Source organism: Altererythrobacter sp. (assembly GCF_050299635.1).
In the GTDB taxonomy this organism is placed as follows: Bacteria; Pseudomonadota; Alphaproteobacteria; order Sphingomonadales; family Sphingomonadaceae; genus Erythrobacter.
On the sequence record NZ_JBNKWF010000002.1, the window covers coordinates 31,162 to 52,199 of the forward strand.

The 21,038-nt window shown below is 60.5% G+C and carries 19 protein-coding genes; 15 read left to right on the forward strand and 4 right to left on the reverse strand.

Going from position 1 to position 21,038, the window contains the following annotated elements:
* Positions 1-11 precede the first annotated feature (11 nt).
* On the reverse strand, positions 12-686 hold the full coding sequence (locus tag ACQY6C_RS01095) for a DUF4956 domain-containing protein (RefSeq protein ID WP_427963989.1): 675 nt from the start codon (positions 684-686) through the stop codon (positions 12-14).
* A gap of 245 nt (positions 687-931) precedes the next feature.
* Between ACQY6C_RS01095 and ACQY6C_RS01100 the strand changes: the two genes are divergently transcribed.
* Genes ACQY6C_RS01100 through ACQY6C_RS01110 form a run of 3 tightly spaced genes read left to right on the forward strand, consistent with a single transcriptional unit; the run spans position 932 to position 1,846 of the window.
* Positions 932-1,063, forward strand: a complete 132-nt coding sequence (locus ACQY6C_RS01100; protein ID WP_427963745.1) for a hypothetical protein — start codon at positions 932-934, stop codon at positions 1,061-1,063.
* A 28-nt stretch (positions 1,064-1,091) separates the two neighbouring features.
* Positions 1,092-1,637: a DUF2975 domain-containing protein gene (locus ACQY6C_RS01105; protein WP_427963746.1), complete on the forward strand. Its 546-nt coding sequence runs from the start codon at positions 1,092-1,094 to the stop codon at positions 1,635-1,637.
* Positions 1,637-1,846, forward strand: coding sequence for a helix-turn-helix domain-containing protein (locus ACQY6C_RS01110; protein ID WP_427963748.1), 210 nt, complete (start codon positions 1,637-1,639; stop codon positions 1,844-1,846). The genes ACQY6C_RS01105 and ACQY6C_RS01110 overlap by 1 nt, the downstream gene beginning before the upstream one ends.
* Positions 1,847-1,865: 19 nt before the next feature.
* Here ACQY6C_RS01110 and ACQY6C_RS01115 read toward each other — a convergent pair whose 3' ends face one another.
* Positions 1,866-2,987, reverse strand: a complete 1,122-nt coding sequence (locus ACQY6C_RS01115; RefSeq protein WP_427963750.1) for a dipeptidase — start codon at positions 2,985-2,987, stop codon at positions 1,866-1,868.
* Positions 2,988-3,047: 60 nt separating this feature from the next.
* Here ACQY6C_RS01115 and ACQY6C_RS01120 point away from each other — a divergent pair, with 60 nt between their 5' ends.
* From ACQY6C_RS01120 to ACQY6C_RS01165, 10 genes are all read left to right on the forward strand, one after another.
* The gene (locus tag ACQY6C_RS01120; protein WP_427963752.1) at positions 3,048-3,575 is read left to right on the forward strand and encodes a MarR family winged helix-turn-helix transcriptional regulator; all 528 of its coding nucleotides are present in this window, start codon (positions 3,048-3,050) and stop codon (positions 3,573-3,575) included.
* A gap of 287 nt (positions 3,576-3,862) precedes the next feature.
* Positions 3,863-4,378: a 50S ribosomal protein L10 gene (gene rplJ / locus ACQY6C_RS01125; protein WP_427963754.1), complete on the forward strand. Its 516-nt coding sequence runs from the start codon at positions 3,863-3,865 to the stop codon at positions 4,376-4,378.
* Between the two features lie 80 nt (positions 4,379-4,458).
* A complete protein-coding gene (gene rplL, locus ACQY6C_RS01130) occupies positions 4,459-4,836 on the forward strand; it encodes a 50S ribosomal protein L7/L12 (RefSeq protein WP_427963756.1) in 378 nt (125 codons plus the stop codon).
* Positions 4,837-4,992: 156 nt separating this feature from the next.
* Positions 4,993-6,393 carry an MATE family efflux transporter gene (locus ACQY6C_RS01135; RefSeq protein ID WP_427963758.1) on the forward strand — a complete coding sequence of 467 codons (1,401 nt, stop codon included), beginning with the start codon at positions 4,993-4,995 and terminating at the stop codon, positions 6,391-6,393.
* Positions 6,394-6,574: 181 nt separating this feature from the next.
* Entirely contained in the window at positions 6,575-6,862 is a 288-nt protein-coding gene (groES, locus tag ACQY6C_RS01140) for a co-chaperone GroES (protein ID WP_427963760.1), read from the forward strand.
* A 53-nt stretch (positions 6,863-6,915) separates the two neighbouring features.
* On the forward strand, positions 6,916-8,565 hold the full coding sequence (gene groL / locus ACQY6C_RS01145) for a chaperonin GroEL (protein WP_427963762.1): 1,650 nt from the start codon (positions 6,916-6,918) through the stop codon (positions 8,563-8,565).
* 113 nt (positions 8,566-8,678) lie between these two features.
* Positions 8,679-10,433 (forward strand): DUF1963 domain-containing protein, encoded by a 1,755-nt coding sequence (locus ACQY6C_RS01150; RefSeq protein WP_427963764.1) that lies wholly within the window; start codon positions 8,679-8,681, stop codon positions 10,431-10,433.
* Positions 10,434-10,541: 108 nt separating this feature from the next.
* Positions 10,542-11,336 (forward strand): class I SAM-dependent methyltransferase, encoded by a 795-nt coding sequence (locus ACQY6C_RS01155; protein ID WP_427963766.1) that lies wholly within the window; start codon positions 10,542-10,544, stop codon positions 11,334-11,336.
* 93 nt (positions 11,337-11,429) lie between these two features.
* Positions 11,430-11,837, forward strand: coding sequence for a host attachment protein (locus ACQY6C_RS01160; protein ID WP_427963768.1), 408 nt, complete (start codon positions 11,430-11,432; stop codon positions 11,835-11,837).
* Between the two features lie 138 nt (positions 11,838-11,975).
* The gene (locus tag ACQY6C_RS01165; RefSeq protein WP_427963991.1) at positions 11,976-12,992 is read left to right on the forward strand and encodes a serine hydrolase; all 1,017 of its coding nucleotides are present in this window, start codon (positions 11,976-11,978) and stop codon (positions 12,990-12,992) included.
* A gap of 196 nt (positions 12,993-13,188) precedes the next feature.
* Here the strand turns inward: ACQY6C_RS01165 and ACQY6C_RS01170 are convergent, their stop codons facing one another.
* On the reverse strand, positions 13,189-13,473 hold the full coding sequence (locus ACQY6C_RS01170) for a hypothetical protein (RefSeq protein WP_427963770.1): 285 nt from the start codon (positions 13,471-13,473) through the stop codon (positions 13,189-13,191).
* Positions 13,474-13,734: 261 nt separating this feature from the next.
* On the opposite strand from ACQY6C_RS01170, the gene polA reads away from it, so the two are divergent.
* Positions 13,735-16,593 (forward strand): DNA polymerase I, encoded by a 2,859-nt coding sequence (gene polA / locus ACQY6C_RS01175; protein WP_427963772.1) that lies wholly within the window; start codon positions 13,735-13,737, stop codon positions 16,591-16,593.
* Between the two features lie 102 nt (positions 16,594-16,695).
* Positions 16,696-17,775 carry a mechanosensitive ion channel family protein gene (locus tag ACQY6C_RS01180; protein WP_427963774.1) on the forward strand — a complete coding sequence of 360 codons (1,080 nt, stop codon included), beginning with the start codon at positions 16,696-16,698 and terminating at the stop codon, positions 17,773-17,775.
* 24 nt (positions 17,776-17,799) lie between these two features.
* Here the strand turns inward: ACQY6C_RS01180 and ACQY6C_RS01185 are convergent, their stop codons facing one another.
* Positions 17,800-20,142, reverse strand: a complete 2,343-nt coding sequence (locus ACQY6C_RS01185; RefSeq protein WP_427963776.1) for a CDC48 family AAA ATPase — start codon at positions 20,140-20,142, stop codon at positions 17,800-17,802.
* Between the last annotated feature and the right edge of the window lie 896 nt (positions 20,143-21,038).

The window sequence follows — 21,038 nt, forward strand, 5'->3', positions numbered from 1 at the left end:
GCATCCGGACTCTATTGCGGATTTGCTCCCTCTCCAGACTGCATGGCTTCAGCCCTGACATCCTCATCCTGGCCTTCCCCGTCCCGGCTTTCTTCTTCCGACTGCGCGTATCTCGGCCTCAAGTAGCGATGGGTGCCCTGTTCAGCGCCATAATCGGTGCCCCAAAGCAATGCGAAGGCATAGTTGAACATGATGGTCATCACGAGAGCGATCTCCAGTGCCCCGATCCCCGCGCCGAGCCCGATGCCGATTGCAAGCAGGATGTAGATCGCATCGCCCGAACTCTTGAGCGTGTTGCGAAAGCGCACGCCGCCGACGATCCCGGCAAGCGAAAAGGCCAGGGCGAGAGAATTGTGCACCATGACCACGATTGACGTCACCGCGATCGGCAGGACAATCATGGTTTCAACCAGCGCCTGGTCATATTCCTTGCGGCTACGGCTCGCCATATAGACCCAAGTGACCGGCAAGGTGGTGAGGAGCGCCCCGGACACCGCAATAAACAGCCACAGGATAGACCCGCTCAGGTCGGCCACGCGCGTGGCACCGATCCTGATGTTCTCCATGGAATCGGCTGGCGCCGACGCCAACAGGGTTTCCGCACCGCCAAGGGGAAGGAAATCGACGGCATCGGGGTAGATTTCAACCACGCCAAGCACCAGCCCGGTGACCAGCGCATAAAACACCGTCAAGCGCAGAAATAGCCTTCCGACAATCATGCCCGCCCCCAGTCTGCCAGGTCGGACCCCGGCCGATGCCCCACTATACGGCGAAAGGCCGGTCGGGCCAATCGAGTGGCTGGCGGCCCAAGCGCAAACACACCGCTTATCGCAAAACAATTCGCAATATATCGTTTTTCGATATTATCGATTGACAATAAGGTCGACTCGGCTTATTGATTATCGATATTACGAATATAGGAGATCGATAAATGTCCCGCTTGCTTTCCCAATCCACCGCCCTGTTCGCGGCGCTTTTCATCACCGCGGTCTCGATGAATGCCATCGTCTCCGTTCCCGTCACCCTTCCCGTTGTGGTCGCAGCCGCCCCCGTGTTGGCCTGATCGCAACCAAGCCCGAGGAACTCAGCCCATGAACAATGCGAACAGCGACCCACTTCTCCTGGCCGGCAAGGTCCTGGCGATATTCATGCAGATAGCGATGGCGTTTGGTGCCGTTGCATTACTGATCGGCATGCCGGCACTGATATGGTTTCGCGCCGATATTCTGGCCGAATATGTCGAGGAAGTTGGCGATCCGAGCGTCAGCCTTCCGCTCTTCTCCCTTATCGGCATTATGCTGATCGGCCTCGCCATGGTTGCAGCCATGTTCGTATTCTTCGGCAAGCTGCGCCAGATCATCGACACCGTCGGCCAAGGCGATCCGTTCCAGCCTGCCAATGCCGACCGCCTGAGCCTGATGGGCTGGCTGATTGTGGGCCTGCAACTGCTTGTTCTGCCAGCAACCGCCATCGGCCTGCACCTGGCTCAATTTGCGGACAAGATTAAGGATGCGAATTTCTCTCTCGACAGCGGGTTCGACCTGGCCACGATCCTGCTGGCGGTGATCCTGTTCATCCTCGCCCGCGTCTTCCGCCACGGCGCTGCGATGCGCGAAGATCTGGAAGGGACAGTCTGATGCCGATCACAGTCAAACTCGACGATCTGCTGCACGATCGGCGCATGACGCTCACGGAACTCGCGGAGCGGGTCGGCCTGACGCTCGCCAATCTCTCGATCCTCAAGACCGGCAAGGCCAAGGCAATCCGCTTCTCCACGCTCGAGGCAATCTGCCGGGAGCTGGATTGCCAGCCAGGCGACCTGCTCGGCTACGACGAGTCCGAATAATCCGGCAGACCAGACCTCCTCAGCGCCAGGTTTCCTCGAACACTCGCAGGAAATTGGCGCCGAGGATCTTTTCGACCGCTCGCTCGCTGTAGCCCCGGTCGAGCAAGGCACCCGCGATCAGGCGCATCCGCTGCGGCCCGTTCAGTTCGACCACGAAGGGTGGCGGGCCCTCGCCCGGTGCATTGACACCTGCCTTCTTCCGCTCTGCAATGCTGTCATTCCATTGCTTCATGCTTTCCGGGCCGGTGTCGAATTCCAGCAACAGCGCGTCGCTCCCGATGCCCACGTGATCCTCTCCGCACACATCGATCGCATGAGTGAGATGCCGCATATAGACATCGAGCGTCTGCTGTTCGAGCCCGGGCGTGAGATAGGCCAGTTCATAAATTCCCACGACCCCGCCTGCCTCTGCAACGGCACGCAGTGCTGCATCGGAACGATTGCGCGGGTGGTCGAACACCGCACCGCAACCGGCGTGCGAGATCATGATCGGCCTGTCGCTCTGTTCGACGATATCGAGCGTCGATCGGTCGTTCGAATGGCTGGCGTCGACGGTAACGCCCAGTGCATTCATCAAGATCACCGCATGGCGACCCTTTTCCGTCAGCCCCGCATCGCGATCCGGTACCATCACGCCCGAGGCGAAGGGCGACTGACCGTTGTAGGAAAGCTGCATGGAGCGGACGCCCATTTCGCAAAACAGCTCGATCCGGTCGAGCCGTCCGTCGAACATGGTCGCGTCCTCAAACGCGTAGATAATGCCAATGCGGCCAAGTTCCTTCGCCTTGCGAATATCTTCTGTGCTGCGAACATGCAGATAGACTTCGCCATGGGCGGCGATCTGCTTGTTGACCCATCCGATGTGGTCGATCGCGCCTTCGAACGAAGGTTCGGCACCCGCAAGACTGTATCTCACCGCGGTCAGGCCGGTCGAAAGCACCTCTTGCTGGAAATCCGGCGCAGATGGATCCTCGTTGAACGCCGGCAGCATGTTTCCGTTGATCGCAATCGAACGCGCCATCAGCGCGTCGAGCCTTCCGCCAGAACTTGCGCCAGCCAGCAATCTGGCTTGCGGGGCTGCCAGGACGGCGCCCGCCAGGCCGGCTTTCAACAGCGATCTGCGCCCAAGCGGTTTCAACATTTGTCAGAATCTCCTATTTATGTAGGTGACTACACATATTCACCGATCTAAGAGATGGCAATGCCAATAACGGACTTCCCGCGATCCGTCGGTACAAAGGCAATGGGGGCCCGCATCCGCAGGCTCTCCGAACGCATCGACCGTGAATCCGGGCGCTGCTACGCATTGTTCGATACGCGATTTGAGCAGCGTTGGTTCGGCATCGTCAATCAGCTTAGGCTGCATCAATCGATGTCGGTGGGCGAACTGGCATCGGCCCTGGGCATCACCCATGTCTCTGTCAGCCAGGCGCGCAAATCGCTGGAGGCGGAAGGGCTCGTCAAATCGGTCACCGATCCGCAAGACGGCCGCAAGTCCATGCTTGTGCTTACGCCCGCAGGGGAACGCCTGGTGGCCAGGCTCGCGCCGCTATGGTCGGCGATGGAAGCCGCGTCCGAGGAACTGTTTGCGGAAGCAGTTGGGTTGCTGGAGGGGATCGAACTGCTCGAGCAGGCACTGGATGCCCGCTCCCTGACCAGCAGGATCATCGACCGGCTGGACGCGGAAAATCCCGGCGGACCGCAGGCCGATGAGTCCGAAAAGCCTTGACTGATTGGCCCGTTGCGGCCAAAGGCGCGCCCGTCCACGCAAGTGGTCATCCGTCCGAGACAGTTGGTGACCGGAATATGCCGGTCTTAATTTCCAGCCTAGACGGGGAAAAGAGATTTCAGCGGTGCCGCCTTGCGGTTATCGCATCGCATGCTCCAAATGGCGCATGCACCCCTCCTTCCCTTTGTCGACGGACCTAGCCCGTACGGAGCCGATGGTTTCGTGCGGACACATGTGAGCCGGCCGTTCGGAATTCGTTCCGGGCGGTCATAGTGAAGGAGTATGGCATGGATCGTTCGCAAAAAGCCGAAGCGGTTGCCCAGCTCAACGCGGTCTTCAACGAGGTCGGTGTGGTGGTTGTCACCCGCAACCTCGGCCTGTCGGTGGATCAGTCCACCGAACTGCGCACGAAGATGCGTGAAGCCGGTGCTTCCTACAAGGTTGCGAAGAACCGTCTCGCCAAGCTCGCCCTGAAGGACACCGATTACGTCGGGATCGAAGAGTATCTCTCCGGCCCGACCGCGCTGGCCTGGTCTGAAGACCCGGTCGCGGCTGCCAAGGCCGCTGTCGATTTCGCCAAGTCGAACGACAAGCTGGAAATCGTCGGTGGTTCGATGGGCACGCAGGTGCTCGACGAAGCAGGTGTCAAGGCGCTCGCCTCGATGCCCAGCCTCGACGAGCTGCGCGGCAAGATCGTGGGTCTCGTTAACGCCCCGGCGACCAAGGTCGCTCAGGTCGTCAATGCCCCGGCTGCCAAGCTTGCCCGCGTGTTCGGTGCCTATGGCGCCAAGGACGCTGCTTAAGAGACGATTTCGCAAACGCGATTTTTTCCGGAATGACCCCAGAACGGGCATTCCAGCCGAATTTTTTGGAGTGAAACATCATGGCCGATATTGCCAAGCTTGTTGAAGAACTGTCGAAGCTGACCGTCCTCGAGGCGGCCGAACTCGCCAAGGCACTGGAAGAAGAGTGGGGCGTGAGCGCCGCTGCTGCCGTTGCCGTGGCTGGCCCCGCCGGTGGCGGTGACGCCGCTGCCCCCGCTGAAGAGAAGGACGAATTCGACGTCGTTCTTACCGGCGACGGCGGCAAGAAGATCCAGGTGATCAAGGAAGTCCGCGCCATCACCGGCCTGGGCCTCACCGAAGCCAAGGCTCTCGTCGAAGGCGCGCCGAAGCCGCTCAAGGAAGGCGTCAACAAGGCCGAAGCCGAAGAGATCAAGGGCAAGATCGAAGCTGCCGGCGGTACCGTCGAACTCAAGTAAGCTTCTTTCTCGCTTGCGAGATAAACGAAGGGCGGTGCCGCAAGGTGCCGCCCTTTCTCTATGTGGCCTTGATGCCGCGCACACGGATCAAAACCGCCCCCAGCCAAAATCGCGTTTGAGCGCAGCTTGCCGCTCGACTATCCGGGCCGGCTTGCCATGACGCATGAACGTCCTCTCAAGCCCCTGCCGATTGGCAGCGACGGCTGGCGCACGGAAATTCGCGCCACCTACCGGCTCGCCTGGCCGCTAGCTGCTGCCAATCTGTTGCAGATGCTGGTTCATGCGGTCGACGTGATCTTCGTCGCACGGCTGGGTGAGACGGAGCTTGCGGCGTCCTCGCTTGGAATCGCACTGTTCGGCCTGCTGATGTGGGCCTTTTCCGGCCTCACCGGAATCGTCGCCGCTCTGATAGCGGAGGAGCTGGGCCGACGCGCGCATGCGGTGCGCGAAGTCCGCCGTTCGGTCCGCATGGCACTGTGGCTGGCAGTGCTTTCGGGTGTGCTTGGCATGGTGATCTGCGGGCAGGGCGAAGCGATCATGCGCCTGACGGGTCAGGACGATCACCTGGCGGAACGCGCTGGCGACTTCCTGGCCATCGTCATGTTTGCGATGGTGCCGATGGTCATGGCCAGCGTGCTGCGCAATTTCGTTTCGGCTCTGGGCCGGCCGATTTTCGCCATGGCTATCACCGCGATGGCGCTGGGTGCGAGCCTGTTGGGCAATTACGCCTTCGTTTTCGGCAATCTGGGTGCGCCCGCGCTGGGGCTGGAAGGTTCGGCACTGGCCAGCGTGACGACTTCGCTGTTCGTAGTGGCATGCTACATTGTGGCAATCCTGAGGGACCGCCGGCTGCGGCGCTATCGCATTTTCGGCAATTGGTGGCGGCCCGAATGGGCCCGCTTTTTCGATCTTATTCGGCTCGGCTCTCCGGTGATGGTGATCATCATCGCGGAGGCGGGGTTGTTCAGCGGTGCAGCGCTGCTGATGGGCCGGATCGGCGCGTCCGAACTGGCGGGGCACACGGTTGCACTGCAGATTGCTTCGCTTGCCTTCCAGGTGCCGTTTGGCGTGGGCCAGGCAGCGACCATCCGCGTCGGCTATCACTATGGGGCAGGCAATCATCTGGCGATTGGCCGGGCGGGTTGGGTCGGAATCGCGATGGGGGGCGGCTTCATGTGCCTCACCGCATCTGCGATGATACTGGCGCCCGAGCTGTTGCTGCGGATCTATGTCGACCCGACGCTGGCAGCCAATGCCGCCATGGCCGCATTTGCCGTCCGCTATATGGTGGTCGCCGCCGCCTTCCAGCTGTTCGACGGGATTCAGGCGGTCGCCGCCGGGGCTTTGCGCGGATTGCAGGATACCCGCGTGCCGATGCTGATCGCGATCTTCAGCTATTGGGTGCCGGGATATGGCGTTGCCATATGGCTGGGTTTCTACACCCCGCTTGAAGGAACAGGCGTCTGGATCGGGATGGCGATCGGCCTTGTCTTCGCGGCTGTCCTGCTTACATGGCGCTGGTCGCGCCGCGAACGGTTGGGATTGGTAGCCAGCTAGGGACTGCATTCCCTTCTCAATGGCGCAGGCCAGAGCCGTCAGGCCACGCAAGAAGGCTGACCATTTTTTTCGCCTTCCCCCTGTTGACTCTACGCCATCACATCCCCAGATGCGCCCCGCTGGCACTCTTGAGGAGAGAGTGCCAATCTTGAAAGTTCAACCTAATGGAAAGGTCATAGATATGGCATTTCGTCCGCTGCACGACCGCGTTCTGGTCCGTCGCATCGAAGCCGAAGAGAAAACGGCAGGCGGCATCATCATCCCCGACAGCGCCAAGGAAAAGCCGAGCGAAGGCGAAGTCATCGCCGTCGGCAATGGTGCCAAGGCAGAAGACGGCAGCGTTACCCCGCTCGACGTTTCGGCAGGCGATCGCGTGCTGTTCGGCAAGTGGTCCGGCACCGAAGTCACCGTCGACGGTGAAGAGCTGCTGATCATGAAGGAAAGCGACATCATGGGGATCATTTCCTGATCCTTTGATCGCTTCGCATTCTTTCCAACACATCTATTCCAGGAGAATAATCAATGGCTGCCAAGGACGTAAAGTTCGGCCGTGACGCTCGCGAAGGCATCCTGCGCGGCGTCGACACCCTCGCCAACGCGGTGAAGGTCACGCTCGGCCCCAAGGGCCGCAATGTCGTGATCGACAAGAGCTTCGGCGCACCGCGCATCACCAAGGACGGCGTTACCGTCGCCAAGGAAATCGAGCTCAAGGACAAGTTCGAGAACATGGGCGCGCAGATGCTGCGCGAAGTCGCATCGAAGGCGAATGACGCTGCCGGTGACGGCACCACCACCGCAACGGTGCTGGCTCAGTCGATCGTCACCGAAGGCATGAAGTCGGTTGCGGCCGGTATGAACCCGATGGATCTCAAGCGCGGCATCGACCTCGCTGTCGAGAAGATCGTCGAGAACCTCAAGGGCCGTTCCAAGGACGTGTCCGGTTCCGAAGAGATCGCCCAGGTTGGCATCATCTCCGCCAATGGCGACCGTGAAGTCGGCGAGAAGATCGCCGAAGCCATGGAGAAGGTCGGCAAGGAAGGCGTCATCACCGTCGAGGAAGCCAAGGGCCTCGAGTTCGAACTCGACGTCGTCGAAGGCATGCAGTTCGACCGCGGTTACCTCTCGCCTTACTTCATCACCAACCCTGACAAGATGACGGTCGAGCTCGAGAACCCGTACATCCTGATCCACGAGAAGAAGCTGTCGAACCTGCAGTCGATGCTGCCGGTGCTCGAAGCGGCTGTTCAGAGCGGTCGCCCGCTGCTGATCATCGCAGAGGACATCGAAGGCGAAGCGCTGGCCACGCTGGTGGTCAACAAGCTGCGCGGCGGCCTCAAGGTTGCAGCGGTCAAGGCACCGGGCTTTGGCGATCGCCGCAAGGCCATGCTGCAGGACATCTCGATCCTGACCAAGGGCGAGATGATCAGCGAAGACCTCGGCATCAAGCTCGAGAACGTTACGCTCGGCATGCTGGGCGAAGCCAAGAAGGTCACCATCGACAAGGACAACACGACCATCGTCGATGGCGCCGGTTCGGCTGACGACATCAAGGCCCGCGTCGGCGAAATCCGCGCACAGATCGAAGCCACGACCAGCGATTATGACCGCGAGAAGCTGCAAGAGCGCCTCGCCAAGCTGGCTGGCGGCGTTGCCGTGATCAAGGTTGGCGGTGCCACCGAAGTCGAGGTGAAGGAGCGCAAGGATCGCGTCGATGACGCGCTGCACGCAACCCGCGCCGCGGTCGAGGAAGGCATCGTTCCGGGCGGCGGCACTGCGCTGCTCTATGCCACCAAGGCTCTCGACGGCCTCGAAGGCGGCAATGACGACCAGACCCGCGGTCTCGACATCGTGCGTCGCGCGCTGCAGGCCCCGGTTCGCCAGATTGCCGAAAACGCAGGTCATGACGGCGCTGTCGTTGCCGGCAAGCTGATCGACGCCAAGGACGAATCGCTCGGCTTCAATGCTGCGACCGACGTCTATGAGGATCTGGCCAAGGCTGGCGTGATCGACCCGACCAAGGTCGTTCGCACCGCGCTGCAGGACGCTGCCTCGGTTGCCGGCCTGCTGATCACGACCGAAGCCGCGATCACTGAAAAGCCGGAAGACAAGGCCGCGCCTGCCATGCCCGATATGGGCGGCATGGGCGGAATGGGCGGCGGCATGGGCTTCTAAGCCCGCGCGCCATTCGCAAAGACCAGAAGGGGCCGGGGAAGCAATTCCCTGGCCCTTTTTTATTTGTTTAACTTCGTATACTTACCAATACTGCCGTTTCACGGGGAAGTTAAATGCCATTTTGGGTTCAACTGATAACAATAGCTCTGATACTGCTGTGGTTCTGGCAGAAGTATAAGGAGCAGCAGAGCAAGCCGGAAAGGGCAGACCCGTCATTAGGGGGCAAGCCGCATCCCGCGATTTCGCGACGGCTTGCGAACGGAACGGCTAGTAATGGAGAGCCTGAGGAGAGCGAATGGCTGAAACCTGATTCCGAAGAGAAAGCTACCCGCGACGCGCGACAGCAACACGAACGCGAAGCACGCGCCGCCTACGAGGCGCGCATGGCGAACCCAGCCAAGCCTGTCGATGAAGAGATCACCGTCGTCATGCGGAAGCAGATTCCTCCGAGGGACGAGCCTCCTCGCTCGTGGATCGGCGGCTTGCCAATGATGCCAGACGATGTTGAATGGCCGCGCGGCATCAATCCCGAAAGAAGCGACGATGGCGAAGTACCCTTGCATTTCATCTGCCAGATTGCGCTCTCCGATTTGCCCGAAAATTTGTGGGACGGCCATGGCCCGCGTGAAGGCTGGCTGTTGCTATTCGTAAACAACAACAGTTGTGACCTTGGCGACGATGGCCTCACCCGCTTCATCTACACCCGCGAGCTTGGTCGGGAACGTCAACCGCCTGACGATATTTGCGTAGTTCATGATGGCTCATATACTGATGCAACAGATTGGAAGCGGCGCGAAACGACATATCCGCACTTCTCTGTCGATCTCGTGAGCTTGCCAGATCGCCTCTACGAAAGAGACGGCCATCAATATGCTTCGCCAGAGAATCTCGAAGCATTGCTTTACGCAGATGAAGCGGTGGGTGAGAACAGGCCGTTTCGCCAAATTTCGGAACCGTTCTCTTGGCGCTGTATCGCGCTATCAATCGAGAAGGCACTGGCCGCAATGGATGACGAGCGCGTCAAGGCGAACAGCGAGCGCTATAAGGCCAAGATGGTCGAAAAGGTGCGCGTTCCAGGAGCACTAGAACACATCATTTCGGACAAACAAGCGCAGGTCGAAATGTGGCTCGACGCGAGGAACAACCGCGAACTGGTCAATGCCGACCCTGCCACACTGAGCGAGCAGGAACTTAGTGTCGTCAAACATGTGACGGAAATGCGAGCAGATATTGGAGAAACGCATGCCCTGCTGACCAGCTATCCCGATGCTGAAAGCTTGCTCACCTTTCTGGAGAGCGATTCGAGAGAGCAATGGCTCGCCGAGCTTCGTCCAGGCCTCCAGAGCCTGAACAATTTGGCAGAAGAGCGAGGCCTAGACACCCCACTTTCAACGGAAGACTGGGCCGCGATCAAAGTAGAGTTAGCCACGGCTGACAAGGCGATATGGGCGTTGGGGTGGGGACATTCGCGAGAACGTGGATTACCAGTCACTGTCAAGAAAGAGGCACTTGCCGCGATCGAAATTCTGAAGAACAATATGACGGCAGTTTGTGCAGACGTTGCCAAGCTCTACTATACCGATCCTGCCCGTCGCGGGCTGATCCCCGAAGCAGATCTGCCCGCACTCGAAGCGCATTACCGCAGTATTTACGACAATCGGCCGCAGCGCATGGGTGGTTATCATGATGGAGTCCAGAGCGAAGACGACATCAAATTGCCGGATAGCGTGTTGCTGCTGCAGTTGTCTTGCGACTACGCGCTCGAAATGCTCTGGGGGGATTGCGGGGCAATATATGCCTACATCTCGCCCGCTGATCTTGATGCCTGCGCATTTGACAAAGCAAGTTTGCATTTGGAGTGCGGATAGGTACCGGCGGCGCAATCAGCCGGGCCGTTTCTTCATCCGCATGGTTGTCGGTTTGGCTTCGGCCTGAAATTGCCCTATCTCTCCAGCAGTTTGGGAGAAGGAAAGACCATGCGCACGAAACTCGTTCTTGCTGCCGCCCTGGCCGCAACAGTCCTGTCGGGCTGCAACTCCGCCAGCGAACCTGTGGCCGAAGCCCCCGCATATAGCGCGAAGCAATACCGCTCGGCGATTGACGACATTGCCCGGCTCGACGACCGGAAGGACGACGAAGCGCGCAAGCCTGGTGAACTGCTCGCTTTCGCTCAGATCGACAAGGGCGAGGTCGTAGCCGACTACCTGATGGGCAGCGGTTACGTGACCCGGCTGCTGGCTATCGCGGTGGGCGCCAATGGCAAGGTTTATGCCGTCCAGCCCGACGAAATCATTGCCCAGTTCCCAAATCTTGCCGAGGCGCAGGATGTTGCAGTGGCGCCCTATGCCGATGAGCGCGGCGAACCGGTACGCGTCTTCCCCCTGCGCGGTCCGATGGCGCAGCCGCCTTTCCCTGAACCGCTCGACACCATCATCACGGTGATGAACTTCCACGATCTCTACACGGCAAAGCGGCCCGAGGGCACTGCCGAGAATACCATTAAGTCCTTCTTTGATGCCTTGAAGCCGGGCGGGACGCTGGTGGTTGTCGACCACCGGGCTGCGGACGGCGCCGGTGCACAAGCGGCCGAGGAGTTTCATCGGATGGACCGCGAACTGGCCCTCAAGGACCTGACAGCGGCCGGCTTCGTACTGGATGAGGAAAGCGACCTCTATGCGCAGGCCGGCGATCCGCACACAGTCGGGGTGTTTGACGAATCGATACGCGGCAAGACGGACAAATTCGCCTTGCGCCTGCGCAAACCGGAATAGCCAGACTGACTGATTCCTGCTGTAAAGCGCGGACCTCTTTCCTTTCTCCGCAGTTGGTTGGGTGGACCGATCAACAAGAAGAAGGAACTGCGCATGAAACTGCCGCATAAGGCCCATGTCGCGATCGTCGATGGCGAGAACTTCACGCTCTATCGCAACGAAGGGCAGATATTCGAACCCAGGCTGGCGAAGGTCGAAAGCCCCGATCTCAAGTCGACCAATTTCAGCGCTGGAGTGAGGCATCAGGATCATCTTGGCCGGATGCTGGGCCGGACCCAGCTTGACGAGCTGGCTCACGGTGCAGCAGTGGCAACCTGGCTCAATGGCAAGGCGATCGCCGGCGAGCTGGGCGATGTGCTGATTGTCGCCGACCCCAAGACGCTGGGCGAGATGCGCCAGCATTTTCATCCCGAACTGGAAAAGCGGCTGACGGGCGAATTGGCAAAAACACTGACCAGCAAGAAAATACCAGGCATCGAAAAGGCCATCGCTGCCGCCTGAACCGCCATCTCCGACCCTGATTGGCGAGTCTCGTCGTTTGCGCGGCACCTTTCGTCGCATGCACGCACCAATTCGCTTGCTGTGCGGAATCGCGCCCCGTTAATTCTCGGATAACCACGATTGGCTTATACGGACACGATGCTGAGGCATATCAAGCTCTTTACCGCCACTGCCCTGCTTTCGGCCGGACTGGCCGCAGCGCCTGTCAGCGCGCAATCGACGAACCTCGAAGCCGAGTTCGATCGCGCACTGGGCACTCAGCTCCGCAGCCCGCAAAGTTTCGATGCGGTCTATGATTCCTCGTTCGAGCGCCGCATCGCGCAGCTTGCCGACGGGGACCATGGCCGGATCGGCGTCGCCGCGATCGACCTGTCGACCGGCGAGGAGATTTCCGTGCTGGGCGACCAGCTCTTTCCCATGGCGTCGACCAGCAAGATCGCCGTCGCCGCGACATATTTGGAGATGGTCGAGAAGGGCAAATATTCGCTTACCAGCGAGTTTCCCCTGCTGATCCCGATCCGGTCAGCGAAGTTTTCGTCGCAGCGTGCACCGGTTCGCAAGGGCGAGTACATGCCGGCAATCGACCTGATCGAGCTCATGATTACCCGCTCGAGCAATTCGGCCACCGATGCGCTACTCGCCGCCGTTGGCGGCCCGGAGAAGGTCAACGAGTGGGTCCACCGCAACGGGATCAAGGAATTCAGTATCGACCGCGACATCGCGACGCTGGTGCGCGATGACGGGGAGCACGATCCGGCCGCCTATATCGACCGGCGCGATGCCGCGACGCCTCAAGCCATGCTCGAGCTGCTCCAGGGCCTCTATCAGGGCAAGTATCTGACAGCCGAAAGCCGCCGGGTCATCCTCGGAGCGATGAGCCGGACGCGCACAGGCAAGCGCCGGATCAAGGGTATGATGCCCATGAATGCACAGGTGAGCCACAAGACCGGATCGCTCCACAACACCTCGAGCGATATCGGCTTTGTCGAAGCACCGGATGGCCGAACCATAGCCGTCGCCATCTATGTGACCGGCCAAGGCACCCGCAGCGCCCGCGAAGAACGGATCGCGACTATAGCGCGCGCGCTCTATGACGGATTTGCGTCGCGTGCGCGGAACGCGCAGAAGGATGACGAACGCCGCTCGGGCGGCTGAATCCAGGCCAGAATTTGCTCGATGGAGTGGCAGCACCAGGCTCGCCATTTACGTTCGCTGTGTTCACGGCCCCCGACACACGGTCAAATGATTCGCAGATCAAAGTGGCGCAGGCGGACTATTGACGCAGACAAACAAAAAGGGCGGCACCTTGCGGTACCACCCTTCCTGAATCGACTAGTCGATTAAAGCGCGATTACTCAGCAGCTTCTTCAACAGCGTCAGCAGCGTCGTCGGCAGCTTCTGCAACTGCGTCAGCAGCGCCTTCGGCAGCGTCGGCAGCGGCATCAGCAGCTTCGCCAGCAGCTTCTGCAGTGGCGTCAGCAGCTTCACCAGCAGCGTCGGTCATGGCGTCAGCATTTGCTTCGGCGTCAGCAGCCATTGCGTCAGCAGTTTCACCGGCCTGGTCAGCCGTTTCCGAGCAAGCAGCGAGGCCGAGAGCCGAACCGGCGATGGCGGCAGCAAGAACGATCTTACGCATAGGTTTTAATTCCTTAGATCAGCGAGTGGTAATCGCACAGCCCGTTGCCAGACCGCACGCGAAGCCAAGCAAGGATGCTCGACTCTGGGCGGGAGAAATAATGGCGACTTTGTGGCAGTGCAAGCGAATTTGCCCAATTACGTCATTTTCTTGCCTCATTCTGCCGCGCCTCGCGCACGGCCTGACACGCTTGAATCGAGTGTGGAAATCACTCTTCGAAAGCGTCTTACCAGCGCTCTCCCGCACTGCTAGCAAGGCCCCATGGCGGACAAGCAGCATCTCTACCTCGTCGACGGGTCTTCCTATATTTTCCGGGCCTATCACCGGTTGCCGCCGCTGACCGATCCGGAAGGAACGCCGGTGGGCGCAGTCTATGGCTACACCACCATGCTGTGGAAGCTGGCAGAAGATCTCGACCAGGCCGAGGGGCCAACCCATCTGGCGGTGATTCTCGATGCCGGTTCGAAGAGCTTCCGCAACGATATCTACCCTGAATACAAGGCGAATCGGCCTCCGCCGCCTGAAGACCTGGTGCCGCAATTCCCGCTGATTCGGGACGCGACGCGTGCATTCAGCCTGCCGTGTATCGAGGAACAGGGGCTGGAGGCTGACGATCTTATCGCTTCCTATGCGCGCGAGGCGCAGCGCCAGGGCTGGAACGTCACCATCGTCTCTTCCGACAAGGACCTGATGCAACTGGTGGGCGAGATGGATGGCGCCAATGGACCGGCGCGTATCGACATGCTCGATACGATGAAGAGCCAGCGCATCTATATCGACGAGGTGCGCGAGAAGTTCGGCGTGACGCCCGAGCTGGTGGGCGATGTGCTGGCGCTGATGGGTGACACGGCTGACAATGTGCCCGGCATATTCGGGGTCGGACCGAAGACCGCGAGCAAGCTGATCGTCGAACATGGCTCGCTCACTGCCGCGCTCGACCAGGCACCCGAGATGAAGACATCCAAGCTCAAGGAACGGCTGATCGAGGGCCGCGGCGATGCCGAAATGAGCCGGGTGCTGGTGGCGTTGAAGGAAGATTGCGACCTTCCCGAGCCGCTGGAGGAGTTCAAGCTCGACGGCGTTCCGCCCGAACCCCTTGCAGCATTCCTCGAAAAGCACGGCTTCACTTCGCTGCTCAAACGGCTCGATGCCGGAAGGGGCAGCCCCGAACGGGCAACCAATCTCAATCCCGCCAAGCAACAGACCGCAAGCGACAAGGCCAGCGACGGTGGGAGCGAGGCAGGCAATCGCCAACCTCTGCCCGATATGCCGGCGGTGGATCGCAGCGCCTATGAAACGGTTCAGACGATGGAGCGGCTGAAACACTGGATTGCCCGCGCAATGGCGGCGCAAACGGTGGCGGTCGATACCGAAACCTCTTCGCTCGACGCCATGCGCGCGGATCTGACAGGGGTCAGCCTGGCGCTCGGCCCGAACGACGCCTGCTATATCCCGCTGGGCCATGGCGGCAGTGACATGTTCGCTGAACGGCCCGAACAGATCGGACTCGAGGCAGCAGTGGAGGCGCTCAAGCCGCTTCTCGAAAGCGATGCGGTGGTGAAGATTTTCCAGAACGGGAAATACGACCTCAACGTACTCGCACGCTATGGCATTGTCGTCGCCCCGATTGACGACACCATGGTGATCAGCTTCGCGCTCGATGCAGGGCGCAGCCACGAGGGCATTGGCGGTGGACACGGGATGGACGAATTGTCCGAGCGGCACCTCGGCCACACGCCGCTATCTTTCAAGGATGTCTGCGGGACCGGCAAGAAGGCGATCCCCTTCGGCGAGGTCCCGCTCCAGCGCGCGACCGAATATGCCGCCGAAGACGCCGATGTGACCTGGCGGCTCTACCAGCATCTCAAGCCTCGCCTCGCCGAAGAAAGCGGCACGCGCATTTATGAGCGAGTCGACCGTCCGCTGATCCCCGTGGTGGCGCAAATGGAGCGCCACGGCATCAAGGTCGATCGCGCGCGTCTGGCAAAACTATCCGAAGAGTTCGCACACGAAACCGCGCGGCTGGAAGGCGAGATTCACGAACTTGCAGGGCAGGAGTTTACCGTTGGCAGCCCCAAGCAGCTTGGCGATATCCTGTTCGACAAGCTCGGCCACAAGGGCGGCAAGAAGGGCAAGAGCGGACAATATTCGACCGACCAAAGCGTGTTGGAACGGCTTGCGGGCGAAGGGGCGGGTATCGCCAAGAAGGTCCTCGAATGGCGCCAGCTGGCGAAGCTCAAATCGACCTATACCGACGCGCTGCAGGAAGCGATCAACCCCGATACGGGCCGCGTCCACACCAGCTACAGCCTGGTCGGTGCGCAGACGGGCCGCCTCTCCTCGACCGATCCGAACCTGCAGAACATTCCGGTGCGCACCGATATCGGGCGGCAGATCCGGCAGGCCTTTGTGCCGGATGATGGCAATGTCCTGCTCGCTGCCGACTATTCGCAGATCGAGCTGCGCCTAGCCGCGCATATGGCCGATGTGCCGACGCTGAAGGAAGCCTTTGCCAATGGCGAGGACATCCACGCCCGCACCGCCACCGAAATGTTCGGCGAGGTTACGCGCGACACAAGAGCGCGGGCCAAGACGATCAATTTCGCCATCCTCTACGGCATTTCTCGCTGGGGCCTCGCAACCCGGCTGGAAGTCGAGCCCGACGAAGCGCAGGCGATGATCGACACTTATTTCCAGCGTTTCCCCGGCATCCAGCGCTATATCCATGACACGCTCGAGACTGTGCGTGAATGCGGCTATTCGCAGACGTTGTTCGGCCGCAAGACATGGTTCCCGCGGATCAATTCCAAGCATCAGGCAGAGCGGCAGGGCAGCGAGCGCGCCGCAATCAATGCACCGATCCAGGGAACCAGCGCCGATATCATCAAGCGGGCCATGGCACGGATGATGCCAGCGCTCGAAGCCGAGGGCCTGGGCCATATCCGCATGCTGCTGCAGGTGCATGACGAACTGGTGTTCGAAGTGCCCGAAGGCGATGTTGCCGCCGCTTCACCGATCATCGACCGCGTGATGGCCGAGGCTGCCCTGCCCTCGGTCGAGCTATCGGTTCCGCTCGGAATCGAAATCGGCACCGGTGCGAATTGGGACGCTGCACACTGACCTTGGCACGACCCGGGCGAGCCGCAGCCGTGGCGGTCGGCCTACTGGCCTGCCCCACCATGCGCCTTGCATCACGCCTCCATCATCCATAGGTGCTGCGACATGTTCGACAGGTACAATCCCGCCAACTGGACGATAGACTGGGAAGAAGTGGGCGTCACGGCGATTGCGTTGGCCGTGGACATCCTGATCGCCTACCTGCTGTATCGCCTGGTCTTTGCGATCGTGACGCGGCTTACCCGCATGTCCGAAACGACCATCGACGAAATGATTGTCGAGCGCATTCGCCAGCCCGTCAAATGGTCCTTCATTGCGATCGGCGTCACATTGGTGGCACAAGTCATGCCGCAATTGCAGGCAATCTGGGAGCCATTGGCCCGCTTCCTGCGACCGGCGCTGCTCGGCTGGATCGCCTATACGCTGGTCAAGACTTTCGCCGCCGCGCTTGAAGTCAGGCTGGAGCTATCGGATGATCCGGTGGCGATGCGCAGCCGCCGCACCCGTATCGCGGTACTTTCACGCACAGCCATATTCGCGATCATATTCATCACCGTGGGTCTGATGCTGATGAGCGTGCCGGGCGTACGCGATATCGGGACGACCCTGCTCGCATCTGCGGGCCTTGCCGCCCTGGCGGTTGGCGCTGCCGCTCAGCCTGCGCTGAAATCACTCATTGCCGGGTTGCAGGTCGCGCTGACCGAACCATTCCGGATTGGCGATCTGGTGAAGATCGACGACCAGGCAGGGCGGGTGGAGGAAGTACGGCTGAGCTTCGTCACCGTGCGCACCTGGGATGACCGCGTCCTGGTTGTGCCAACCAGCCGTTTCCTGGACCAGAGCTTCGAGAACTGGTCGCGCAAGAGCGAGAAGCTGACAGGGCCGGTCTATCTCCATCTCGACCCGGCCGCCGAGATCGGCCCTATCCGCGAGGAGTTCGAACGTTTCGTGGAAGAGCAGGAGCTGTTTGACGGTCGGACCAAGGCCCTGCTGATGACCGAGGCCTATCCGGAAAGCATCGAATTGCGCCTGTCCATGAGCGCCGCGTCGATCGGCGACCTGTGGCAATTGCGCTGTGCCGTGCGCGAACACATGCTCGAATGGCTACGCACAAACCAGCCCGACGCACTGATCCGTCACCGGCTTGAAGTCGAAGCCGCCAACGCCCGCGCGACTGGCGGCTAGCCAGAAGCGAGTTCACGCTGCAGGTTATTCGATCGGGCTGATGTCCTTCCCGCCGTGCTTCTTGTCGCGCGTGGGCTCCACCATTCCTTCATAGACGAAGCCGATCGGATTGACCTCCGCTGCGCGCTTCTTCAATTCGCCGCGCATCTTCTTGTATTCGGCTTCCATCTGGGTGGTGACGGTTGCGCGCGAATCCTTCAGCGCTTCAGCGAAGTCCTCCGCCGAAACTTCGTTCACTTCGCTGCCGACGCGGCGCAGTGCATTGAGCCCCGCGCGGCGAACCACATCTTCCAGATCGGCACCGGTGAAACGCGCGGTCTTGCCAGCGACTTCCGCCAGATCGACATCCTTCGCCAGCGGCATTCCCTCTGTATGGATCTCGAGAATCTGTTTGCGACCTGCCTTGTCAGGCGTGCCGACATAAACCAGCTCGTCGAACCGCCCCGGGCGCAGCAGGGCCGGATCGACCAGCGCCGGGCGATTGGTCGCACCGATCACGACGACGGACTGCAATTCCTCCAGCCCGTCCATCTCCGCCAGAATGGTGTTGACCACGCGGCCCGTGACCTGCGGTTCGCCTTGCCCGCTTCCACGCGCGGGTACCAGGCTGTCGATCTCGTCGATAAAGACCACGCAGGGTGCAACCGAGCGGGCGCGCTGGAACATGCGGGCGATTTGCTGTTCGCTTTCGCCATACCATTTGCTGAGCAGGTCGGAGCTCTTCATCGAGATGAAGTTCGCTTCGGCCTCCTTGGCGACAGCCTTGGCCAGCAGCGTCTTGCCGGTACCGGGAGGGCCATAGAGCAGGAAGCCCTTGGCCGGGCGTATGCCAAGCCGTGCGAATGCGTCGGGATTCTTGAGCGGCAGCTCGATCCCTTCCTTGAGCTTGTCGATCGCATCCTCGACACCGCCGATATCGCTCCAGGCGACATTGGGCATCTGCACCATGACTTCGCGCATGGCGCTGGGCTGGACCCGCTTCAACGCAGAGAGGAAATCCTCACGCGTGACGCAAAGCTCCTCCAGCACTTCGGCAGGGATGGTGCGTTCATCGAGATCGAGCTTGGGCATGATCCTGCGAACGGCATCGATCGCTGCCTCGCGCGCCAGCGCCGCGATATCCGCACCCACGAAACCGTGTGTGACCCGTGCCAGCTCATCCAGATTGACCTTGTCGCCCAGCGGCATGCCGCGCGTATGGATCGAAAGGATTTCGCGGCGGCCTTTCTGGTCGGGCACGCCGATCACGATTTCACGGTCGAACCGGCCGGGGCGGCGCAGTGCTTCGTCGATCGCATCGGGGCGGTTGGTGGCCGCGATGACGACCAGGTTCGAGCGTGCCTCCAGCCCGTCCATCAAGGTGAGCAATTGCGCGACCAGCCGCTTTTCCGCTTCGCCAGGCACCTGCTGGCGCTTGGGAGCGATCGAATCGATCTCGTCGATGAAGACGATGGCCGGCGCTACGCGGCTCGCTTCCTCGAAAACTTCGCGGAGCCGTTTCTCGCTCTCGCCATAGCCTGAGCCCATGATTTCCGGGCCGTTTATGGTGAAGAACTCGGCGTCCGATTCGTTCGCAACTGCCTGCGCCAAACGGGTCTTGCCGGTTCCAGGCGGGCCGTGGAGCAACACGCCCTTGGGCGGATCGACACCGAGCCGGGTGAACAATTCGGGATAGCGCAGCGGCAGCTCGACCATTTCACGAAGCTGCTGAATCGTCTCGCCCATGCCGCCGACATCGTCGTAATTGACCGAAGCGCGCGCATCGCGCGGCTCCTCGAATTCCGAACGCAGCTCGACTTCGGTGTTCTCGTCGATATGAACGATGCCCTTGGGAGCGGTGGACACCACCGAGAGCCGGATTTGCGTGAGTGCATAGGCAGGCGTGCGAAGCAGCTGTCGCACGTCTGACGGCATGTTGTGCACCGGTTGTTGCCCGGTCGTTGCGACAAGATCGCCGGCCACCACGGGGCGGCGGAAAAAATTGCGCTTGAGCGCCTGGCTCGGCCCCTGCAGCCGCATTTCTCGCTGGGCGGGCGCGAAGACGACCCGCGTGGCCGGGCGCGATTCGACTTTCCTCACATGGACATGTTCGCCGGAGCCGACTTCGGCATTGCCGCGCTGCAATCCGTCGAGTCGGACGACATCGAGCGTTTCGTCTTCGGGGTAGGACGCCATGGCGATCGCCGCCGTGCTCCGCTTCCCTGTAATTTCCACCACGTCGCCTTCGGTGATTCCCAACGCCTGGAAGGTAGAGCGCGGCATGCGCGCTATGCCCTGGCCCGATTCCTCCTGCCGGGCAGCGGCCACCTGCAGGCGCACCGTGCTGTCATCGGCTTCGCTCTTCTTCTTCGCGGCGGCATCGGCCATCAGGCAATCTCTCTCTGCAATTCGCTTGGCGCGGTAGCCCTAGCTAGGAAGCATCCGTCACACATGCAAACCGACAATTGACGGATAAGTGCCTGCGAGGGCGGAAATTGTCGGCGCGCATCGGCTCATCGGTAGCCATGCACGGGCAAAGCGGCGAGGCAGGCAAGAAAAAGGCCCGGCTGGATCTACCAACCGGGCCGGAAAGTCTTGGGAGAGGATGCCTGAAAGGCAGGCTCTTTGTGCACCTGCAGCATAGATTGTGCAATTGCGAAAAGAGCACTTGCTCTTGCGATTGTTGCAATCCTTCGCATTTGCGTCTGATTCGAGCGTATTCGCGATATTTTATTACAAACGGTCAAGCTCGCCACGAACCAATTTGTCGAAAATGCAGGTGCGATCCACTGCTCGTCACAGCGTAGGGTGCCAGGAAATTGCTAGTCACGCCCTGCGAACAACCATGTCGGATCGATGGTTTTCGGCAATGCGCCGTCAGTTGCAGGGGGCTGCATTGCAGCGATTCGTCCACCAGATCGGCCGCAGGCAAGAAAAAGGCCCGGCTGGACGTACCAACCGGGCCGGAAAGTCTTGGGAGAGGATGCCTGAAAGGCAGCTTTGTTATGTTGCATAACGCCCTATTGTGCAAGTGCGAAAAGTTCATAGTTTGTTGCATCATATGCAACATACGATTCTGAGACCTCAAGAATTGGCACGGCATATCGTAGTAATTACAGTGTCATAGAGTGAGCGCGCACCACTCATGGCTATACTGCAGCGCAGCATGCAATATAGTTTCACGCAATTTTCGCAAAGTAGAATATTCTTGTGCAGCTGGCCGGGTGACAGGCCAATTGATAGTGTCTAGGGGATGTGTGCGACATAGCCCGCAAGCACAATTT